Source organism: Nostoc sp. PCC 7524 (assembly GCF_000316645.1).
Taxonomy (GTDB): domain Bacteria; phylum Cyanobacteriota; class Cyanobacteriia; order Cyanobacteriales; family Nostocaceae; genus Trichormus.
Window position 1 is genome coordinate 6040510 of record NC_019684.1, and the last position, 20924, is coordinate 6061433.

The 20924-nt window shown below is 41.7% G+C and carries 24 protein-coding genes; 11 read left to right on the plus strand and 13 right to left on the minus strand.

All coding sequences use genetic code 11. From position 1 onward, the window contains the following. The first annotated feature begins 59 nt into the window (after nt 1–59). A complete protein-coding gene (locus NOS7524_RS24745) occupies nt 60–2003 on the plus strand; it encodes a DNA polymerase III subunit gamma/tau (protein WP_015141217.1) in 1944 nt (647 codons plus the stop codon). A gap of 103 nt (nt 2004–2106) precedes the next feature. On the opposite strand, the gene NOS7524_RS24750 is transcribed toward NOS7524_RS24745, so the two are convergent. After that, the gene (locus NOS7524_RS24750; RefSeq protein WP_015141218.1) at nt 2107–3513 is read right to left on the minus strand and encodes a glycosyltransferase; all 1407 of its coding nucleotides are present in this window, start codon (nt 3511–3513) and stop codon (nt 2107–2109) included. Between the two features lie 579 nt (nt 3514–4092). Between NOS7524_RS24750 and ebsA the strand changes: the two genes are divergently transcribed. Beyond that, nucleotides 4093–4467: a type IV pilus biogenesis protein EbsA gene (gene ebsA / locus NOS7524_RS24755; RefSeq protein ID WP_015141219.1), complete on the plus strand. Its 375-nt coding sequence runs from the start codon at nt 4093–4095 to the stop codon at nt 4465–4467. 330 nt (nt 4468–4797) lie between these two features. Continuing rightward, entirely contained in the window at nt 4798–5895 is a 1098-nt protein-coding gene (locus NOS7524_RS24760) for a phosphotransacetylase family protein (RefSeq protein ID WP_015141220.1), read from the plus strand. Between the two features lie 64 nt (nt 5896–5959). Here NOS7524_RS24760 and NOS7524_RS30270 read toward each other — a convergent pair whose 3' ends face one another. Continuing rightward, nucleotides 5960–6100: a hypothetical protein gene (locus NOS7524_RS30270; protein WP_171815393.1), complete on the minus strand. Its 141-nt coding sequence runs from the start codon at nt 6098–6100 to the stop codon at nt 5960–5962. 53 nt (nt 6101–6153) lie between these two features. Between NOS7524_RS30270 and NOS7524_RS24765 the strand changes: the two genes are divergently transcribed. The 3 genes from NOS7524_RS24765 to NOS7524_RS24775 all read left to right on the plus strand — a co-directional run bounded on the left by NOS7524_RS24765 (nt 6154) and on the right by NOS7524_RS24775 (nt 7768). Next, a complete protein-coding gene (locus tag NOS7524_RS24765; protein WP_015141221.1) occupies nt 6154–6657 on the plus strand; it encodes a hypothetical protein in 504 nt (167 codons plus the stop codon). Between the two features lie 70 nt (nt 6658–6727). Continuing rightward, nucleotides 6728–7123 carry an MAPEG family protein gene (locus tag NOS7524_RS24770; RefSeq protein WP_051039212.1) on the plus strand — a complete coding sequence of 132 codons (396 nt, stop codon included), beginning with the start codon at nt 6728–6730 and terminating at the stop codon, nt 7121–7123. 153 nt (nt 7124–7276) lie between these two features. After that, complete coding sequence (locus NOS7524_RS24775; RefSeq protein WP_015141223.1) at nt 7277–7768, plus strand: YajQ family cyclic di-GMP-binding protein; 492 nt, start codon at nt 7277–7279, stop codon at nt 7766–7768. Nucleotides 7769–7908: 140 nt separating this feature from the next. Here the strand turns inward: NOS7524_RS24775 and NOS7524_RS24780 are convergent, their stop codons facing one another. Next, on the minus strand, nt 7909–8466 hold the full coding sequence (locus NOS7524_RS24780; protein WP_015141224.1) for a glutathione S-transferase family protein: 558 nt from the start codon (nt 8464–8466) through the stop codon (nt 7909–7911). 12 nt (nt 8467–8478) lie between these two features. Continuing rightward, the gene (locus NOS7524_RS24785) at nt 8479–8943 is read right to left on the minus strand and encodes a hypothetical protein (protein ID WP_015141225.1); all 465 of its coding nucleotides are present in this window, start codon (nt 8941–8943) and stop codon (nt 8479–8481) included. 398 nt (nt 8944–9341) lie between these two features. On the opposite strand from NOS7524_RS24785, the gene NOS7524_RS24790 reads away from it, so the two are divergent. Beyond that, nucleotides 9342–10043: a tetratricopeptide repeat protein gene (locus NOS7524_RS24790; RefSeq protein ID WP_015141226.1), complete on the plus strand. Its 702-nt coding sequence runs from the start codon at nt 9342–9344 to the stop codon at nt 10041–10043. 392 nt (nt 10044–10435) lie between these two features. On the opposite strand, the gene NOS7524_RS24795 is transcribed toward NOS7524_RS24790, so the two are convergent. Beyond that, nucleotides 10436–10849, minus strand: coding sequence for a hypothetical protein (locus NOS7524_RS24795; RefSeq protein ID WP_015141227.1), 414 nt, complete (start codon nt 10847–10849; stop codon nt 10436–10438). Between the two features lie 654 nt (nt 10850–11503). Then, nucleotides 11504–11599, minus strand: a complete 96-nt coding sequence (gene psaM, locus NOS7524_RS24800; protein WP_015141228.1) for a photosystem I reaction center subunit XII — start codon at nt 11597–11599, stop codon at nt 11504–11506. 158 nt (nt 11600–11757) lie between these two features. Here psaM and NOS7524_RS24805 point away from each other — a divergent pair, with 158 nt between their 5' ends. Continuing rightward, a complete protein-coding gene (locus tag NOS7524_RS24805; protein ID WP_015141229.1) occupies nt 11758–13005 on the plus strand; it encodes an FGGY-family carbohydrate kinase in 1248 nt (415 codons plus the stop codon). Nucleotides 13006–13266: 261 nt separating this feature from the next. Here the strand turns inward: NOS7524_RS24805 and NOS7524_RS24810 are convergent, their stop codons facing one another. Together NOS7524_RS24810 and NOS7524_RS24815 are read right to left on the minus strand one after the other, a co-directional pair. Next, a complete protein-coding gene (locus NOS7524_RS24810; protein WP_015141230.1) occupies nt 13267–14226 on the minus strand; it encodes an N-acetylglucosamine kinase in 960 nt (319 codons plus the stop codon). 76 nt (nt 14227–14302) lie between these two features. Beyond that, nucleotides 14303–15583 (minus strand): AmpG family muropeptide MFS transporter, encoded by a 1281-nt coding sequence (locus NOS7524_RS24815; protein WP_015141231.1) that lies wholly within the window; start codon nt 15581–15583, stop codon nt 14303–14305. A gap of 340 nt (nt 15584–15923) precedes the next feature. On the opposite strand from NOS7524_RS24815, the gene NOS7524_RS24820 reads away from it, so the two are divergent. Further along, complete coding sequence (locus NOS7524_RS24820) at nt 15924–16196, plus strand: GlsB/YeaQ/YmgE family stress response membrane protein (protein ID WP_015141232.1); 273 nt, start codon at nt 15924–15926, stop codon at nt 16194–16196. Nucleotides 16197–16589: 393 nt separating this feature from the next. On the opposite strand, the gene NOS7524_RS24825 is transcribed toward NOS7524_RS24820, so the two are convergent. From NOS7524_RS24825 to NOS7524_RS24840, 4 genes are all read right to left on the minus strand, one after another. Then, nucleotides 16590–16772 (minus strand): CsbD family protein, encoded by a 183-nt coding sequence (locus tag NOS7524_RS24825; protein WP_015141233.1) that lies wholly within the window; start codon nt 16770–16772, stop codon nt 16590–16592. 215 nt (nt 16773–16987) lie between these two features. Next, nucleotides 16988–17755, minus strand: a complete 768-nt coding sequence (locus tag NOS7524_RS24830; RefSeq protein ID WP_015141234.1) for a ChaB family protein — start codon at nt 17753–17755, stop codon at nt 16988–16990. Between the two features lie 125 nt (nt 17756–17880). Beyond that, a complete protein-coding gene (locus NOS7524_RS24835) occupies nt 17881–18420 on the minus strand; it encodes a Dps family protein (RefSeq protein ID WP_015141235.1) in 540 nt (179 codons plus the stop codon). 235 nt (nt 18421–18655) lie between these two features. Then, nucleotides 18656–19015 carry a hypothetical protein gene (locus NOS7524_RS24840; RefSeq protein ID WP_015141236.1) on the minus strand — a complete coding sequence of 120 codons (360 nt, stop codon included), beginning with the start codon at nt 19013–19015 and terminating at the stop codon, nt 18656–18658. Between the two features lie 619 nt (nt 19016–19634). Between NOS7524_RS24840 and NOS7524_RS24845 the strand changes: the two genes are divergently transcribed. Both NOS7524_RS24845 and NOS7524_RS24850 read left to right on the plus strand, forming a co-directional pair. Then, nucleotides 19635–19880 (plus strand): hypothetical protein, encoded by a 246-nt coding sequence (locus NOS7524_RS24845; protein WP_015141237.1) that lies wholly within the window; start codon nt 19635–19637, stop codon nt 19878–19880. Further along, complete coding sequence (locus tag NOS7524_RS24850) at nt 19861–20139, plus strand: hypothetical protein (RefSeq protein ID WP_015141238.1); 279 nt, start codon at nt 19861–19863, stop codon at nt 20137–20139. The genes NOS7524_RS24845 and NOS7524_RS24850 overlap by 20 nt, the downstream gene beginning before the upstream one ends. A 105-nt stretch (nt 20140–20244) precedes the next feature. On the opposite strand, the gene pdxH is transcribed toward NOS7524_RS24850, so the two are convergent. After that, entirely contained in the window at nt 20245–20889 is a 645-nt protein-coding gene (pdxH, locus tag NOS7524_RS24855) for a pyridoxamine 5'-phosphate oxidase (RefSeq protein WP_015141239.1), read from the minus strand. Nucleotides 20890–20924 lie beyond the last annotated feature (35 nt).

The window sequence follows — 20924 nt, forward strand, 5'->3', positions numbered from 1 at the left end:
GTAAGTGAATCAAGCACAACTGATTAATCCATTTTGAAGGGTATTGAAATTTTCTATTCATGTCTTACGAACCCCTGCACCACAAGTATCGCCCAAAGATTTTTGCTGAAGTGGTGGGGCAAGAGGCGATCGCTACCACTCTCACTAATGCTATCCGTACAGCTAAAATTGCACCTGCTTATTTGTTCACTGGTCCTAGAGGTACAGGCAAAACTTCTAGCGCCCGTATTCTCGCTAAGTCTCTCAACTGTCTCAAAACTGACAAACCCACTGCTGAACCCTGCGGGGTTTGTGATGTTTGTCAGGGAATCACCAAGGGTTACTCCTTAGACGTAATTGAAATTGATGCTGCCAGTAACACTGGTGTGGATAATATCCGCGAATTAATTGAAAAAGCCCAATTCGCCCCTGTACAGTGTCGCTATAAGGTGTATGTGATTGATGAATGTCATATGCTCAGTAGTGCGGCATTTAATGCGCTACTAAAGACACTAGAAGAACCACCTAGGCACGTAGTCTTTGTTTTGGCGACTACTGATCCACAACGGGTATTACCAACAATTATTTCTCGCTGTCAAAGGTTCGATTTTAGACGCATTGAATTAGAGGCGATGGCTAGGCACTTAAGTGCGATCGCCTCCAATGAAAATATTCACATTTCACCAGCAGCCATCACCTTAGTAGCCCAGTTATCTCAGGGAGGATTGCGAGATGCAGAAAGCCTCCTCGACCAATTAGCATTGTTATCTGGGGAAGTTAGCCCGGATCGAGTTTGGGATTTAGTCGGCTCTGTGAGTGAACGGGACTTGCTGGCGCTGTTAGGTGCGATCGCACAAGATCACCCAGAAGCAGTTTTAGATGCCACCCGCCAAATCTTAGATCGTGGTAGAGAACCTCTAACCATCCTGCAAAACTTAGCCGCCTTCTACCGCGATTTACTCATTGCCAAAACCGCACCTAATCGCCACAATTTAGTAGCTTGTACCCAGCAAACCTGGACAGCACTGGTTGAGTGCGCCCAGTCATTGTCCATGAGTACCATTTTGTTAGGGCAGAAACACTTACAACAAGCAGAACTACAAATTAAAAACACCACCCAGCCCCGCTTATGGTTGGAAGTGACATTACTAGGACTATTACCCAGCGCCAACATTCCCTCCATCGCCACAGGTGTCTTACCTGTAGCATCACCCACCGATCATCGCCCATCCACACCCCCACAATTCCCATCACCCAAAACACCCCCACCCACACCATCACCCGTTTCCGCAACACCCCCACCCTCCACCCTGCGGGAAACTGACGCTACATCTCCCACTCTGCGGGAAGCTGACGCTACACCCTCCTCATCCCCCCCATCCCCCCCACCCCCACAAGAACCTGAGACAGCCATTGACGCAGCACAAGGTGATGTTGCTCAAATTTGGCAGCAGGTATTGAGTAATATTCAGCAAATCCCCAGACGCGCCTTACTAGGTCAAATGTGCCATCTCATTGAGTTTGACGGCGCTACAGCTCGTGTTGGTGTCAAACCCGCGTGGTATGACAAAGTAAAATCCGATTTACCGATGATTACGGCGGCTTTTGGGCAGACTTTCAATCGAGAAATTCAGGTAAGTCTAGAAAAGGGTAATCCCTCAAATTCTCCTGCCACCAGAAAAGAAACAACAGCCAACGGTAACGGTACGCCAACCGTCAAGCAGTCACCGCCACCCACTTACAACAACAACCACAAACCACCAACACCCACACCACAGCCACCAGCACCAACCCCACCACCAAAAACAGAAGCAGTAGCTAAAAGTACCGGAGGAGCGAAAACCCCATCACCATCACCCCAACCAGCACCTTTAGCTAATTGGGAAACCGATGAAGTAGCGATCGCAGCCCAACGTTTAGCACAATTCTTTGATGGACAAATGATCAGATTTAGCGATGATGGCGAAGAATTGAGCGAAGTCATTACAACGGAATGGGTAGATGAATTGGTGGAAGATGAATGAAATAGCCAATGGGCATCGGGCATAGGGATAAGAGGAATTAGGGCAGGGGGCAAGGAGAAGGACTTTACCCTTTTCTCCCTGCTCCCTGCTCCTTCCTACCTCCTTAATGTCCACTACCTGTATGCACGGTTTTCACCCACTTGAGGCGTTTTGGCCTCACTGACATCCGTGCTGTGGTACTGCTCATTACTACTAACCAGTGCAACATATACAAAGTACCGCGCACTGTCTGAAGTAGTAATACAAAAGGTGTCGAGACATTAAATTTTTGTTCTTGGCGTATCCGCTTCAAACCGGCGTACATACCTACAACAGACATAGTTACCGACAAGCTAGTCACCGGTCCCAAAATTGGTAGGCGATGGCGAGCCACAGACATTAATAAATCTGGGATTGCGGCTGTGGGCAGAATATACATAGTCAACAAGAACATCAGCAAGTCCCAGGTTTTCCGCGTACCCATGCGATTTTTGAGAATGAGATCCCAATAATCGAGATAGCGTTGATAGCCGCCCTCTGCCCAACGGTTACGCTGATGCCAGAGTGCGATCGCATTGGTTACACCTTCTTCCTGCACGGCTGGGTAGAACACACACTCAATATCCCAGTTATCTAAATGCAGACGGAAAGTCATATCTAAGTCATCGGTGATGGTTTCCTCATTCCATCCCCCAAAACTTTCTAAAGCTGCACGGCGCACAAATTGGCCATTACCACGCAGTTCACCAATTCCGCCCAAGGCAGCACGCTGTTGCTGAAACCAAGTGTCCAGTGCCATTTCAGCCATTTGACCCTTTGTCCAAAAGTTTTCTTTGGCGTTGGCAATCGCTTTTCGCACCTGCACCGCCCCCACCTTTTCCCGTTGAAACAAAGGTACTACTTGGAGTAACAAGTCTGATGCTACTTGAGCATCTGCATCAAACACTGCAACAATGTCGCCTTTTGTCAAGGGCAGAACTTGATTTAATGCCCCAGATTTACCGCCACTAGCTTGGGCAGAGCGCCTGAGTACCTTCAGATTGTCGTACTCCTTGGCTAGTTCTGCTAAGACATGGGGCGTTTTATCGCTACTGTGATCGTCAATAATCCAAACTTCGTATTGCCCGTTAGGATATTCCAGATTACAAAGATTTTTGACTAATTTACCAATTACAGCCTCCTCATTTTTCGCTGCCACCAGTACAGAGATAAAAGGCAATTCACCCTGTATTTCTTTTTGGTAGCGGCGGGGTTTAGCAAACACTATCACCAAAGCATGAATCCCCAGAAGGGTAGTCAGTCCGAGGATAAAGATAGAACCCCAGGAAGCTAAATGTAAGGCGATCGTACTACTCCAGACTATGGTTAAAACTAGAGCAGCTTTACCTCTACGCCCTTGAAACCGGGATGGTAAAGACAAATCCCGCGTTTCTACCACTGACTCCTCAGTTACTGATAGGTCAGACAACAAGGAGTTGAGTGGATCAAGTTCTTTGTAGGAATCGTTGTCGGGCCAGGAATTCGCTGGCATAAGTTACTTGATTCAAAAACCAGTATTTGTCTACACCTCATAAGAAGCTGGGAATCAGGTAACACTAAACTGTGGGAACAAACTTTATCCCTAATCTTGCTAGAGAGTAATCGGTAGCAACTACTACTGATAACTGACTATACAACTAGATTTGTTCCTGAATAGGGAACTTGATTGTGGACAAAGCAGCAACAGTTTATTGTTGGCAGAAAGTGCAAAAACAGCATTTACTCACCTAACGGCAGGTATTTGCAGTATTATTGCGCCCAGCTTCAAAAAAAGCTAATGCAGCCCTATTGTAACTGAGATTTTAATATTTCTTAGCAGTAACTTTTGTTGCTGCTCTCGTTCTTGGGAAATGAGGGTATAGAAGTATCAAGATTTGGAACACCTAAAAGTGCTGTATTCCACTTCTATTCCCTGTCACCTGTAACCTGTAACCTGTCACCTGTAACCTGTAACCTGTAACCTGTAACCTGTCACCTGTCACCTGTCACCTGTCACCTCTCCTAACTGTGTACAACACAACTTTTTTGGGAATACTGCATGGAGACACACTAATATCCCCTGTTGTCAACTATGTCTTTTGAAAATCTCCAGCCGGTTAACCAACAACAAGCCAGCGTTTATATGCCTTACATTCAGGGTACAAAGCGCAATTTCTTGCCCTATGCTATTAGTCTCTATCAAAAAGGCGTTTTGGAAGGACATCGCAAAATAGAAGCTGGTGAAAATGTTCCCTTTGTCATTTCTTGGAATGTTGCTACCCTACCCTCTGATTTAACGCGTTGCCGGGTGCAGTTTGATGGCAATGCTGATTTAAGTTATGAGATGATGATGGCCAGTTTTGAATTTATTAGTTTTTTAATTGAATTAATGGAAAATTATAAACGTTACAAAATTACTGATTTTTCCCAATCTTTTTACCGTAAGCTCCTCCGTATAGACGAATAATTCAGTTAATTTGATTTTCATGGGCGTAAGGGAAAGTTCTGATTAATTAACCTTGCACCCTTATTTATGACATTAGAGTGTAGTCTTGAGGTGATAGAAGAGCCAACTGGCCATCACTTCTGTGTGAAATTAATATTTATATCCTCAGCTACTTAAAACTTATAGGTTATTAGTAGAAATATATAAAAATACAAGCAATAAAATTTACATTCAATAAAGTATTTCTAGGGAAAATTGATTTAGCGATCGCATCAAGTCTCTGCCAGAAACAACTAAAATTAATAAACACCTGGCTGGGTTTTACTTCCTTTTGCAATTAGGAGTGCATGTGTGCCAAAATCTGCTAAATATTTGCTGATTGGCTCAACTGAGACTTACAGTGGTAAGTCGGCAACAGTTCTGGGTTTGTCTCATCAGCTACAGCAAAAAGGATTAGATATTGCTTACGGTAAACCCCTAGGCAATTGTCTGAGTACATCTGATGGCTGTGTAGTTGACGAAGATGTCCAGTTTATTACTCATAGTCTCAACCTATCGGCAAACCGGATTGTACCTACAATGCTGGCTTTGAATGAAGCCAGTGTGCAGAGACGCTTACGGGGTGAAGACAAAACTGATTATCGCCAGTCTTTAATCAAGGAATATTTGCAAATTCCGAGAGGGGATTTAGTGCTGTTAGAAGGCCCTGGCGATATGGCGGAAGGTCATTTGTTTGATTTGTCTTTGCTACAGGTGGCGCAAGTGCTAGATGCTGGCGTACTGCTAGTAACCCGCTACCAATCGCTAAGTTCTGTGGAGTCGATATTATCTGCCAAGCAGCGTGTAGGCGATCGCCTGCTGGGGGTTGTCATTAACGACATTCCCACAACACAGTTAGAAACTGTGGAGAATTTCATGCGTCCCTACTTAGAAAACCAGGGAATTGCTGTCCTAGGAATGCTGCCCAAAAATGATTTACTCCGTAGTGTCAGCGTGGGCGAATTAGTCAAACAGCTCAAAGCCGAAGTTCTCTGTCGTAGCGATCGCTTAGATTTAATGGTAGAGAGCCTAGCAATTGGGGCAATGAACGTGAATGCGGCTGTCAAATATTTCCGTAAACGGCGCAATATGGCAGTAGTCACAGGGGGCGATCGTGTAGAAATTCAGCAAGCAGCTTTGGAAACGTCCACCCAATGTCTCATCCTCACCGGACAATTGCCCCCACCACAGTTTATTCTCAGTCGTGCTGAAGAATTAGAAATTCCTATTTTGTCAGTAGACTTAGATACTCTCACCACCGTCGAAATCGTTGATCGCACTTTTGGACAAGTCCGTGTTCACGAGCCAATTAAAGTAGAGTGTATTCGTCAGTTAATGGCTGAGAATTTCGATATTGCTCGCCTGTTATCTAAGCTAGGTTTAACACCAGCAACACTAGAGTGCTGTTAGCAGTAGCGCGGCGTTTAGCCAGTGCTGAGTAGTGAGTGCTGAGTAGTGATTTCTAAGTTACAAGCTAAGTATCCTCCCCATCTTCCCCATCTTCCCCATCACCCCCATCTTCCCCCACTCTCCACTCCCCACTCCCTACTCCCCAACATCCCAACAATCCTAATTCAAAAAACTTAGTAGTATGTAACTCAAGTTCGCTTCGCATTTACACGCTCTTTGGTAAAATAGCTTGGTTGTTTAATCTGATCATCTCCGTCTTTGAGTCAGTCAATAGACCTTATTAACCTCGATACGTTAGCGCAAGAACTGGCGACAATCCAGCAAACAGGTTCTAAAAGAATTGCCTTGCTGGGTTCTCGTCATGTGCCGATTACGCATCAAAATCTCATTGAAATGATGACTTATGCCCTAGTTTTATCGGGTAATCGAGTCATCACATCCGGTGCTACGGGTACTAACTCGGCTGCTATTAAAGGAGCCATGCGGGCTGATCCCAATTTGTTGACGGTAATTCTACCCCAAAGCTTGGAACGCCAGCCCCTGGAATCACGCCAGCAGCTAGAACAGGTTATGCACTTGGTAGAAAATCCTAGTAATGATAACTTGTCTCTGGCTGAAGCTAGTTACTTGTGCAACAAGGAAATTGTCTCTCGTTGCCAGCAGCTGATTTGCTTCGCATTTCATGACAGTCGCACTCTGCTACAAACTTGTAGCGATGCTGAAGAACAAAGAAAGGTGGTGACACTTTTCTACTTTGATTAGTCAACAGTCAATGGTCAATAGTCCAAAATAAATGACAGACTATAGACTAATGGCTATAGATTATAGATTCATGATTATTTTTTTGTATGCGATCGCCGCAGCTGCGGTGCTAATTTACTTGCCATTTTTAGTTGTGGGCTATGCCCGTGCGCGAGTTGGGTATGATGTTTCTGCCCCTCGCGCCATGTTTGATAAATTGCCGCCCTACGCCCAACGAGCTGCCTGGGCGCATCAAAACTCCTTTGAAACCTTTATGGTGTTTGCGGCAGCTGCACTAATGGCTTATGTCACTGGAGTGAATTCTCCTACAGCGTTTTGGGCTGCGATCGCCTTTGTTGTAGCTCGTTTGCTATACTCAGTCTTCTATATTTTGAATATACCGTTATTGCGATCGCTCATGTTTGGCATTGGCTCTCTTAGCTGTGCTACTCTCATTTTCCTGAGTATCATTCAAGCTAGGGGTTAATTGGTGGGTATTGGGCATCGGGCATCGGGCATTGCTTAGGAGATAACACAGAGCAAGAGAGAAAAACTTTTACCAAATCCCCAATCCCTAGTCCCCAGTCCCCAGTCCCCAATCCCCAGTTCCTAATCCAACATTTCAAGTCCAAAATTGTTTATGGCTGCTACTTATTCCTTTGACATTGTGAGTGATTTTGATCAGCAAGAATTGGTGAATGCTGTTGATCAAGTCGTCCGAGAACTCAGAAGTCGTTACGACCTCAAGGATACCCAAACTACTGTTGAGTTGGGTGAACAAACCATTACTATCGGGACTGATAGCGAATTTACTCTAGAGTCTGTACACAACATTCTGCGGGAAAAGGCCGCCAAGCGGAATCTTTCCCAGAAAATCTTTGATTTTGGCAAAGTAGAATCTGCTAGTGGTAATCGCGTCCGTCAAGAAATCACACTCAAAAAAGGCATTAGTCAAGATATCGCCAAGCAGATTTCCAAACTTATCCGTGATGAATTTAAAAAGGTTCAAGCCTCAATTCAAGGCGATGCGGTGCGAGTATCTGCCAAAGCTAAAGACGATTTGCAAACTGTTATCCAACGTTTAAAGCAAGAAGACTATCCTGTAGCTTTGCAATTTACTAACTATCGATAACAGTTCAGGGACTTCCAAATAAAAAAGTATCCAAGATGTAGGGTGCGTCAGTGCGAGAAAGCCTAGCTGACTCAAGAAGTTATTCATGCTGACGCACCCTACTATCCTGTAGCTTTGCAATTCACAAATTACTGAGTTGGCTACGACCTTGCGCCGATGCTCTTTTGAAATGCGGGACGCTCAGTTATTTGCTTGATATAGTTTACTACAGCTGGATAATCACTGAGGTCTAGCTTCAACATCATGGGAATGTAAGCCAAAATCGACCCAACAGCAACATCCGCAACACTGAATTCTTGTCCTAATACAAAAGGTTGCTTCTCAAAAATTTCATTTAGGGGAGTGAGCAATCGAGACATTTCTCGCTCACGATTTGCTTCTACAAAAATACCAGGACCAAGGGTAGCATTGGCAAATAACACCCATTGAGAAAGTATTGCCCGTTCCTCTGGTGATAGGGAGACGTTACCATACTTGTCGCTCAAATACAGCAAAATTGCGCCTGATTCCCAAAGTTGGAAATCCCCATCTACAATTGCTGGGACTTTACCGATGGGGTTAATTTTTAAGTATTCAGGTTGGCGGTGTTCCCCTGCTTGCATATCTAGCATGACAAACTCGTAAGGAACACCCAGTTCTTCTAAATACCACTTCACGATTGAAGCACGACTGAACGCGCCACCATAGAGTTTCAGCATAAATACCTGAGATTAAAGAACTTTGTGAGTGTGAGAATGCTGTTTCACATTATCGTCTTTTGTTACCAGTCTAGTGGCGTTGAGTACCCGCTTACGCTCCAGGGAATATTGAAAATCAGTGTAGGTTGTACCTAAAGGAATTAGGGCTTGTGCGCTTTCACGACGCTTGTAGGTGCGAGCTGCTGCAAACACCCGTTGTACAAATTCATCGGCAAATTGAGCCGATTCTGGAAACCCGACTGGTAAACTTGGTTGCTCACCGTTCACTACTGCGCTGACGTTGGTGGCAACGGCTAACTTGTAGGAGGTAGAAATACCTTTTAACAGAGCTTCTAAAGCAGCCGAGGGAATTGGTTCAATGATTTCAACTTGATGAACTTCTCCAGCGTCTTTGATGAAGCAGGTTGCTAGACCGATCACAACATAATCATCTGCTGCTAAATCGGGGGCGTTTTGGTAAGCGATTGTGGTTGTCATAGGAAATATTGGGGGTTGGGGACTGGGGATTGGGGACTGGGGACTGGGGACTGGGAATTGGTGAATTAGGAAGAAATTCTCCCTTGTCCTCCCCTGCTCCCCTGCTCTCTTCTCTTTGGCATTTTACCAATTGGTTACTCTGACTACTGGAATCTTCTTAGAGATTAATATTTGATGTTTCAGGAATTTAACCTGAGAATGACGTATCTATTACTAGATTGGAGCATTAATTGTCTGTATTAGGGTAAGTTTTGCGCTTGTTGTAGTTACTCAAAGGCAGCTGGATGCTGGTTTGGCAGTAATTATCAATACCTGTACAGGTGCTACAAAAGCAAAACTACCATAACAGCAAAAACTCTGATTCTCTGTACAAGAGCAAGCAGCTCAGGTAAAAACACATGAATAGGCACTCATTTTTAGCTTCTGGCGACCAGCAAAATAACTGCTATCAATTTGTTGCAAATACTACCTTCTCTGAACAAGGACAGGGATATCACGGTGATAGCTATTTACGCTCTTGTGCTTTGCAGTTGGCTCAACAAGGAAATTACACAGACGCGATCGCTCTTTTGTCTGAGTTGATTAACCGTCATCCACACAATGCAGTGGATTACAATAACCGGGGGTTAATTTATTTCCAAAGTGGTGAAATGCAAAAAGCACTGCGTGACTACAACGCAGCACTCAAGTTCAATCCTCATTTAGCTAGTGCTTACAATAACCGCGCCAACTACTACGCGGCTTGTGGTGAATTATCAGCAGCATTGGCTGACTATGATCGCGCTATTGATTTTAATCCGCGCCATGTCCGCGCCTGGATTAATCGAGGGATTACTCTCCGCGACTTGGGACAATACGAACAGGCAATTGAGAATTTTGATATTGTCCTGCTTTTCGGTCAGCTAGAAGGGCATATTTGGGCTGAACGGGGTAGAACTTATCATCTTTGGGGTGATTGGAATTGTGCGATCGCTGATTATCGTCGCGCTTTGACTCAACTTCCTTCCCTGGATAGTAAAAGAGATGTTCTTGGCGATCGTTTGCGTTTACAAATAGAAAATTGGTTAGATGAATTATTGCCCTCACATCTTAACTGGTAGATTGTGGCATGAGTTTTACTAGCACGTCACGGCGAAAATCAAACTACCATTGTTATTTGGTTTTGGCTTTTGACTTTCGCGTAGCGTTACTAGCTGCTTGGGACTATGCAAAATTAAAAATCAACAATTAAATATAATTTTTAATTCGAGTTTGGTGAGTGTATTATCTCTAACGGCTAATAGATGAGAACTAAAATAATTATTGCGAAATTAGTTGTTAACTATTAGCTGTTAGCGACTGACACCAAAGTCCATTTTTTATACGCAACTATACTGGTCAGCAATTTCTATAATTCTTATCCCCAATTTAATGTTTCCCTTATACAGATGGAAAGATAAAAACCAGATACAAAAAGTGGTTTCCCATCTAACATCTAAAATCCAAAATTGTATTAGTTTAATGGTTCTGAGAGTTCAATTTCCTTTCCGTATTGATCTGTTAACACCACTGGACGCTGACCAGGTTCAAATTTATATACTTGTTGTTGCATTACACTTTTAGTTTGACGTGGATCAAAATTACGGCTAAATTTTGTCTGCAAACTACTGACGATTTTTTCCATTTTCTTAACTTCTGTACTCACTTCTTTCAACTTTGCTTGTTGTGACAAATGATTAGGCAAAAGTTGCAATAGGGCAGATATTGCGGCGGCTGAGATAGCACAATTAACAGCTATCTTGGCTGTCACTTCTACAGCCATGACTTTGTATGATCGTTGGCGGAGATGACGTTTTGGCCGGGGAACAGCCTGTTTTTTCTGTATAGATGGTTGTTGCGGGAGTCCGGAAGGTTGAAAAGCGTTCATGATGCTCAAAAAAGAGAAATTTCCTGATTGAATTACTAAGCCATCAAGAACCTGCTAGTCATGATTACGGCTTAGATTAGCTGACATATTACTTCATTTTTTCCAAATTGCTACACGTATGTTGTTTGTCAAAAAAACACAAAACACACGTAGGTAACTGGTTGGCACAGCATTATTTATGCTCTTTAGCCAGCAGTTGATGCGAACTGCACCTTGTCTGCCAGGATTATTATTGTTTTAGGTGTTAGTGTCAACTCCAAGTTGTAGTCTCACTGGTAAACCACAACTTAATGTAAGATGTTCATTTTGGTGTTTTTTGGTATCTGCCCGGTTTTGGCAGTTACTTATGCTTTCCAAGGTATCAAATTAATTTTGCTATTGTCAATTTTAATCTACTATTACTTGCTAATGCGTTCTGATTTTTCTTTATAAAGAGTCTCTCTTAAATCTATAGAGCCTTGCAAGCTCACCTTGATTAACTTGAAAATTACTTAAGCAATTTATATTAATCATGATAAAAAATATACTTTTGCTTAAAAATAACTGTTTTTATATCTAGGAACGAATAAAAAACAATCAGGATGAGCCTGATTGTTCTTGTAGGGTGGGGCGGAGCCTTTAATCAAGGCTCCATCGCCAGATCTTGAATTGGCGTTATTTATAAAGTTCTGTTGCCAAACGCCAAGCCAGAATTCCTGGAATGAGCGCCACAGCTAGAGCAATATAAACTTGGGTATCAGAGATAGACATAGTTATGACCTCCTGATCTGTAAATGGATTTTGAACACTTCGATTACTACTTTTCCTTGTTTTGCCAAAAATGTGGAATATCTTGTTACAAGATGCAACAAAAGCAGTGATCAATTCGGTAGTACGAGTTATTTTTTATTAAAAAAAGTTAAAAAACTATGACTTGTTATCTGGGAATCGACTTTGGTACATCTGGCGCACGGGCAATAGTGATTGATGCACAAGGGCAGATCCAGACACAAGTACGATATCCTTGGGAGGCTAGGGCGGTTTCTGACTCCGCATCTTGGCAAAGGGCTTTGTGGACTTTGTTGGTACAAATCCCTGAAGATGTGCGGCGAGAAATCAAAGCGATCGCTATCAATGGTACTTCCTCTACAGTCTTAATCTGCGATGCTGTTGGCAACCCTGTATATGAGCCTTTACTCTACAACGATGGGCGGGGATCAGTGGTGCTGGAGGAGTTGAGGAAGATAGCACCACCAAATCATACAGTCTTAAGTGCAACCTCCAGCTTGGCTAAACTTTTGTGGATGATGCAATTACCTGCTTTTAGTGAGGCGAGATATTTCTTGCATCAAGCCGATTGGTTGGCGTTTCTGCTGCATGGCAAGTTGGGGATCACTGATTATCACAATGCTTTAAAACTGGGTTATGACGTAGAACAGTTGAAATATCCAGAATGGTTAGAAAATCTGCAACTACCAATTCAGCTACCCCAAGTATTAGCACCAGGGACTGCCATTGGGGAATTACGTCCTGAAATTGCTCACCAGTTCTTATTACCTCCAGATTGCTTAGTCTGTGCTGGTACCACTGATAGTATTGCGGCTTTTCTTGCCAGTGGTGCAGCATCACCAGGAGAAGCTGTCACTTCCCTTGGTTCAACATTGGTACTAAAACTGTTGAGTCGCATCCGTGTAGAAGATGCGCGATATGGCATTTATAGTCATCGCTTGGGTGATTTGTGGTTGACTGGTGGTGCGTCTAATACTGGGGGTGCGGTGCTACGGGAATTTTTTACTGATGCAGAGTTAGAAAACTTCAGTCGTGAAATTGATAGTTCTCAAGTTAGTGCATTAGATTATTATCCCTTGTTGAAAGCAGGCGATCGCTTCCCCATTAACGATCCCAATCTACTGCCACGACTGACACCACGCCCAGATAATCCCGTCGAATTTCTACATGGTTTGTTAGAAAGTATCACCCGTATAGAAGCACAGGGATATGAATTATTGCAAAAATTAGGCGCAGATAGTCTCAACCGAGTTTACACAGCCGGTGGTGGGGCAAAAAATCCTACTTGGACTGCTATTCGTCAACGATATTTAAAAGTACCTGTGGTTTCTTCTATGAATACTGAAGCAGCTTATGGAACAGCACTTTTAGCGAAGTCACAATTTTGATATAAACCTTTTTGAGTAGGAGCGGGTTGAAAAATATCATCAACGATTAATCATAATCTCAGTGAACCCGCCCCTACTGAATTTTTGAAAAAATTAAAGTTCACCAATATTTTCTAATTCCGTATCTCTCCCAGTGACAATCGATATATCACAGCTGATACTAGGTTGATTAGATACCAGGTTATAGGGTTCCAGGTTCGTCATCTGGGCAGCAAATTGGGGGTAGATGCGTCGCTAGCGATCGTCATCTATCCCCTTAATTCATAATAAACTCTGCAAAGCCAACAAACCAGCACCATAAGCAGGTTCATGCTGGGGAAATGTCACCTTTACCTGGGGAAAAATTTTCATCATAGATGCGGTAAATCTTTCATGTACTTTGCATCTAGCCCGCCACACACTTCCAGTTGTTACTATTTCAACAGATGAATCTGGAGTGAAAATTTCCTGCACTACTGTAGATGTAGCTTTGACTAATTCTCTCACAGCATCATTAATTATATTATTAGCTACTCCATCACCCGATGCAGCTGCTAAATCTACAATTGGTGCTAAAGCAGCTATCTGTTTAACTCCCCAACTTCGCCGATAGATAACTTCTATTAAATCTTCTATACTGGCCAAACCAAGATGCTGTTTGAAATCTTCTATCAGGTTGGTGTTTTTTTCCCGTCCATCATAGGCTTTTAATGCTGCTTGCATTCCCCTCACAGCAATTTGATAGGCGCTACCTTCATCACCTAAAATATATCCCCAGCCACCGACTCGCTTGGTTTCTCCTTGCCAGTTGCGACCGAAAACTATGGAACCAGTACCTACTGCTACCACAATTCCCACAGAATGACCAACTCCGCCAACTAAGGCAATCAAAGCATCATTACAAATGACAATATTTGATGGGTGTAAATCCCATTTAAGGGGAAGATATTTGCTGTTTTGTAGATTTTTTAATAAGCTTTCAACAATTTCAATATCTTTAGCACGGCCTACACCAGCTAATCCTAAACATACTGCTGCAATCTTAATATTGTTAGTTAACTTCAGTGCTTCATTACTTGCTGCATAAATTGCTGATTCTAGAGATTTTAATGCTGCTTCTTGTCCGATACTTTGATAATTAGATGCACCTGCTTGACCACGACCTAATACTTGATGTGTATCATCCATCAAGATACACACGGTTTTACTCCCGCCGCCGTCTATTCCTAAAACGTAACTCATGCTTTTTAGTAGTATAGAAGATTGTGTTTTTATTCAGCACTTTATGTGGAATTAATTAGGATTAAAGTCCTTACAACTAACTAAATTTACTCATAGTTTGATGACGATTATCTGCTTTTAAAGGAATGAAAAGTAGAGAAATCATGCCAGGAATGGTGAGTAGACAAACTAAGATAAAAAATAAAGGGTATCCTAGTAAATTTTGCAGATAACCGCTAACTATTCCGGGTAGCATCATCCCTAAAGCCATGATGCCTGTCGAGATAGCAAAATGAGATGTCTTATATTCTCCTTGGGAAATATACATTAAATACACACTAAAACTTGTAAAACCAAAACCATATCCAAATTGTTCTAAAGAAACTAGGGGATACACCAATGTTAATGAAGGTTGAGTGTAAGCCATGTAAACATAAAATATATTGGGTAGGTTCATGGCTAAAGCCATTGGCAATAGACATTTTTTTAACCCATATTTAGCTATAACCACTCCGCCAAGTATGCCACCACAAATCAGAGATATTACGCCAAATGTTCCATACACTAAGCCTACATCTGAGGTAGATAGCCCTAGTCCCCCTAATTCTGGTTTATCTAATAAGAATAATGAGGCGATTTTTACCAACATTGCCTCACCTAATCTGTAGAGGAAGATAAAGGCCAAGATATTTAAAATTTTTTCTTGCTGAAAATATGAACTAATAATTTGAAAAAATGGTATTTTCTTGGCTTTAGCTTGTCGTGGTTGATCAGATGTAGGTAAGGGTAAGGCTAGGCGATGAAAGATAAATAGGATTCCTAAGATAACAGCAGAAAAACCCAGTGCTAAAGTCCAACTTAGGGGAATATTTTTGAGGTGTCCTTCCAGTAAACCAGCGATAATTACTAAAAATCCTGAACCAAAGATAACAGCCATTCTATAAAATAGCGAGCGAATACCAGAAAAGAATGCTTGTTGTTCTGGTGTTAAGGCTAAAAGATAAAAACCATCTGTAGCTATATCATAAGTTGCAGAAATAAATGCTCCTACTGTTAAGGCGGCAAGGGAGATAAAAAAGAAATTTGGTAGTTGTAAGCAAAAGGCTACTATACCCAAACAACAGCACATAGCTAACTGGGTAGATAGTAGCCATTTTCTTTTTGTTGAGTAAGTATCTACAACTGGCCCCCAAAACATTTTGATTACCCAAGGTAGATAGAGAAAGCTAGTCCATAGGGCAATTTGTGTATTACTGATGCCTAGTTTTTTGTAAAAAATGACAGAAACTGTATTGATAATGATGTAAGGTACACCAGAAGCAAAATATAAGGTAGGGATAAAAATCCAGGGGGAGATAGATTTAGGATGATTTTGCATGAATTTTAATTAAAAAGCCCTATTATTGTTTCTAGTTTGCTTGGCATTACTTTCTTTGATAGAAAGACTTCTGAAGATTATAAACGCCAAGGTAACTGAGCAACCATGCAAAAGTAAATTTTAAGTAGTTATGTGGCGGTGCGTTAGGCGCTCATATCATGTTTTTAGTGACAAATTATCTCAAAATATGCACCTAACATACCCTACGGTAATTTTATTATTTCTACCGAAAATTATGGCGCGATAGGAGTTCTAGATGATTAATACTTATCTCTTCTGGTAGAAGGAAAACCAGATAGTAATGAATAAATTACTGGTAAGTGTTTGGCTCAATTAAATCATGAACATTATTGCTTGGATTATTCTTGGTATTATTGCTGGAGCGATCGCCAAAGCTATTTACCCTGGTCGTCAGGGTGGTGGTATCGTATCAGCCATGATTTTAGGTGTCATCGGTGCTTTGATTGGTGGTACGTTAGTAGCTCTTTTACAGACAGGAAGGTTACAGCTAACAGCCGCTACTTTGAGTATTCCTGGTCTAATTGTGGCTATTATTGGTGCAATAATTGCTATTTTCATCTGGGGCTTAGTGACTGGGCGTACCAGTCATTAATTTATACTGAGTTGTAGTCAATGATATAGGAATCCGGTTTAATTAGTGTTCGTGTAACGTGGCGTAGCCAAATGATTTGCGTGGTGCGCTTCGCGCAGCGCAAGCGCGATAGGTAGGCACTCTTGCAATAGGAAAGAGGAAAGAAGGGGGGTAGGGGTGTACTGAGTTTTTATGAGCCAGCGCAGGCTACGCCAACAAAAATTCAATAGGAGTCCTATAGTAACTAGGGCTGGAAGTAGGGAGGAAGAATATTCTGTTTGAATGCAACTTAGTATTAGAGTCAATTTATTCAAATATTACTAGAAAGTATAAAAACTCCACTTTTGAATGAAAAGTGGAGTTTTTAATTTTTGCTGTTAGGTTGGATTAGCTGATGGAAATCACAGAGAATACTTATTCAACTGCTTTTTTGATTTCATCTTTGATATTTTCTGTAGTATGTATCACTTGAGCTTCGGCTTGTTTGGCTTTGCCTTCTGCTTTATCTGAGGGATTACCAGTGATTTCTCCAACTGCTTCTTGTAGTTTGCCTTCAATATTTTTAGCTGTGGCTTCAACTCTTTTGTCGCTACTCATATTGTTATCTATTTCTTGTAAGTATCAATATCAAGTAGATTATCCAAAAATATGATTTTTTCTGCCTATCGATGGATAGATTAAGTTAGACATTTACCATAACCATAGATAGATTTAATAGGGGCGCAAAGCCTTGCACCCCTGAAGATAATCGGTCTATTGCAAAGATGAGATAAATTGAGCAAATATGATTGCTGCTAAAGCCAAACAAATATTTAAACGCCTACTTTAGCTCTTGACCAAACACCTTTTTCGTCTTCATCAAATTTTTGATGCACAGCATCCCAAGCTGCTTGTTCAGATGTGAATTCATCACTGGTTTCATTCAAGACGGCATTATAACGTTCAATGAATGTGTTTTGTGCCTCTGGTGAAAGATGAGAACGAACTTCTGGAGATAAATCTTCTGGACTGTTGCAAGGGCCTGGACAGGGATGTTCCAAGGTTTTCTCGATGGTGCTAATTTCTTCACCACCAGCACTTTCAAGTAATAATTGGAATTCGCCAGCGTGATCGCTCGGTACTTCTACCATCAGTAAAAATTCGCCTGCTTCTAAGCGGGTTTGGTAGACTGCGGCTTTATCTTCTGGCATTCCCAAGGTGGTAAGAACGGATACTAAACCCGCACCTGCACTACCTGCGATCGCACCACTAGCGGCACCTAGTAAGAGGGCGCTAATGGGACCGGCAGCCACAATCGGGCCGACAAAGGGAATAAACAGCACACCTACACCCGTCAGCAAGCTGAGAAAGGAACCAAACAAGGAACCAAAAATTGCCCCTGTTCTCAAACCTCCCAGAATGACATCTCTTTTGGTGATGAAGCCGGCAATTCGAGTTTCTGACTGGAAGTTTCTACCCAGAACTGAAATATGATCTCTGGGTACACCTCTGTCTAATAAGCGTCGAATTACATCATCAACTTGCTTCTGTTCTTTAAAGACGGTAGATATAGTACGTTCTGCCTGATAAACTTCTGGCACTTGCATACTCCTTAGTTTGGGTTTTTGATCAAAGTTTCATCATGTCCACAGAGATACGGAGAATCATTCACCGTATCCCCCATCTCTGTTTCTCAGCTTCCTGTCAAACTCAAATCTGCTTTTGACTACACGCCTACGGGAGTTCTAGTTTCTGTTCCTGGTTGTACGCCATCCGGCCGTAATGCTTCTCCTTCGATGAAGGAACGTAGCATCCAAGCCATATCTTCATGTTCTTCCATGAGTTCGGTGAGAAAGTCCGCAGTTCCTTGATCATGAAACTCTTCGCCACTTTGGTCTACGTGTTGTCTCAAGTTGCGAATAATCTGCTCATGATCTTCCACCAGTCGGGCTACCATCTCTGTGGCGTAGGGAATATCACCGGAATGTTCTTGGAGGGTAGCAATCTCCAGAAATCCTGCCATTGTTCCTACAGGATAACCACCCAAAGCCCGAATTCTTTCAGCTAACTCATCAATATTTTCTGTCAGTTCTTCGTAGTGTTCTTCCCAAAGTTCATGCAAACTACGGAACTGAGGCCCCACAACATCCCAATGGTACTTTTTGGTTTTCACTAACAGTAGATAAGAATCTGCTAAATCTTGATTCAACAGATTAATTACACCTTGACGTTGTTCTTCTGTTAAACCGATGTTCATTGGACGCATTGCTTTTCATTCCTAGTCAAACTTCTTTACTAAGGTTCACAAACAATAGGCTTTATCATCATCAACCAGAGGAAAGATTATCAAAGGAAATGAGGAGTAGAAAATGGGAAATAGGGAATAGGGAATAGGGAATAGAGAACACACTAACCGCCCACAATTCCATTAACTGAGTTTTGAATGAAAATATATTGGCAGTCACCAATATATTATGGTGACTGCTCAATGGTATCTTGACTTATTTATTACCTGTTACTTTTTCTAGAAAATTCTTCACTTCTTCTTCTACGCTAGTTGAACTTTGAGAATTTTCAGGACGCTTCATTTTTTCAATGTCAGCAGCACCTTGAACTTCATTAAGTCCTTCGTTGGACTTTTTCTGAACCTCTCTCAGTGAAGGGGGTGCAGACCTAGCAACTTCGTCAGTTTTACGTTGTGTCTCTAGCAGTTGTGTAGTAGCTTCTGTAGGTTCACTTTGGTAACTCTCGATGGCAAAAGCTGGAACTGTACTAGATAAGAATAGTAGCGCACAAGTAAAAGCTGCAATGAGAAACTTGACTGGACGCAGGATAGATAAAACAATGTTAAAAATCTTCATTTGTAATCCTCAATAACATTTTCAAAAACTCATAACTCAATTTTTAGGTTGATCATGTCTTGATCAAGTTATGAATTACCAGACCAAATAAAGAAAACATTTTGCTATTATCCTATATAATAATGATAGGTAAATAGTTCATTATTAGTGTGTTCAAAGTCTTCTTTATTCAAGTCTGAGACATGGACTATTTTAACCATGAAACTTTAGGAACCTAAATCGACCTGTGGAGTGAATTTATAGATGTTAGCTTGTAAATAAAATCACTCTCTCGATAGAGCAATAAACTGTATTTTAGTCTGATTAATTATTTGATAAATTAAGCTAATTGAAAATAATTTTTCTGGAAAATAAGGCAGGTTTTGTTATTTTCAGTAAAAATACGTCAGAATTTAAACTGATTAAAACGACTAGATAGTCACCATCAGACATTAAAAAAATATAAAATTTTGCTTTTAGTTGTGATATATTTAGGGGAAATCCGCGATCGCTTCAAATACTGTTCCGCAAATGCGCTGATCATTTCATTATCTATCTTCATAAATTCCGCAGAATCACGGTTACGTTAGTTTGTGCTTTTGATCAAAACTGCGACTATCCAGTTCATGAGGGTGCATTGATGAATAACCCTGTAACTAACGTGATCCGAATCAATCTGGAAAAGGCTAAAGAAGTAGCTCTTAAGTGGGAACAGGCTTCCGGTAGTGAACTCAGTGCTTACTGTTTAGAAATATTAAAGGAAATCGGATGTACTGATACCGAACTCCCAGATAATCTACAAACCCGTGAGCAGCAATTGAATTTCATTACAGGCTTTGCATCTTTTGCTTTTGGGGAGGTACAAAATGTCCAAAGCTTTAATTGAAGATATCTTTTATGATCCCGAATGGTCAGAAGATGCTACTTTCCCTGCAACAGATAATGATTTGTTGATTTTGACACAACAACTTTCTAATCAAGAAGTTCCGCCCAAGGTTTTCTTTCAAGCTATAGCTATTGCTGCTTACGATTGTGCATCTGCTTTTCGCTACGCTAATAATTATTTAGATAGCGTGAAGCGTAAGCATAAGCGTAAAAATATACTGATGTTAAGAAAATGTTGGGATAAATTTGACCAAAATTAATTATTTGATGTTTTGTCAGAACATTAATATTTGCAGGTGTAGGTTTTACTAATCGTCAATTTGGAATAATTTATTTTTTTGTTTTCCCTCACAACTCAACACTCCTCAAGGTGATAAACGCTGAATTTTCCAGCTACCATCATCTAAGTGAGTATAAAGCAGGCGATCGTGCAAACGACTAGAGCGCCCTTGCCAAAACTCAATTTCTCTGGGGATCACCCGTAAACCTCCCCAATGGGGGGGACGAGGAACCTCTTGATTTTCGTATTTATTCTGAAAATCCTGCATCCTTTGTTCTAAAACTTCTCGTTTGGGGATAACTTCACTTTGATTAGAAGCCCATGCACCCAGACGGCTGTTAGCAGGACGACTGTCAAAATACTGATCTGATTCGGTATCAGAAGTTTTCTCTACGCGCCCCACAATTCTGACTTGGCGTTCTAGTTCTGCCCACCAAAACACCAAAGCTGCTTGGGGATTTTCCGCTAGTTCTTGTCCCTTGCGGCTGTTATAGTTGGTGAAAAAAACAAAACCCCTATCATCAAAATCTTTCAATAGTACCATTCTTGCCGAAGGACAACCATCTGGCGTAGTTGTGGCGAGAGTCATCGCATTAGGTTCGGGAAGTTGAGCTGCTAATGCCTGCTCAAACCACTTTTTAAATTGTATAAAAGGATTGGGGTTAACCTCAGTTTCGCTCAAACCCTCCAAGGTATAGTCTTTACGAAGGTCAGCTATGGTTCTATCCATGATAATTTGTGTCCTCAGTATCCGATATATTATTT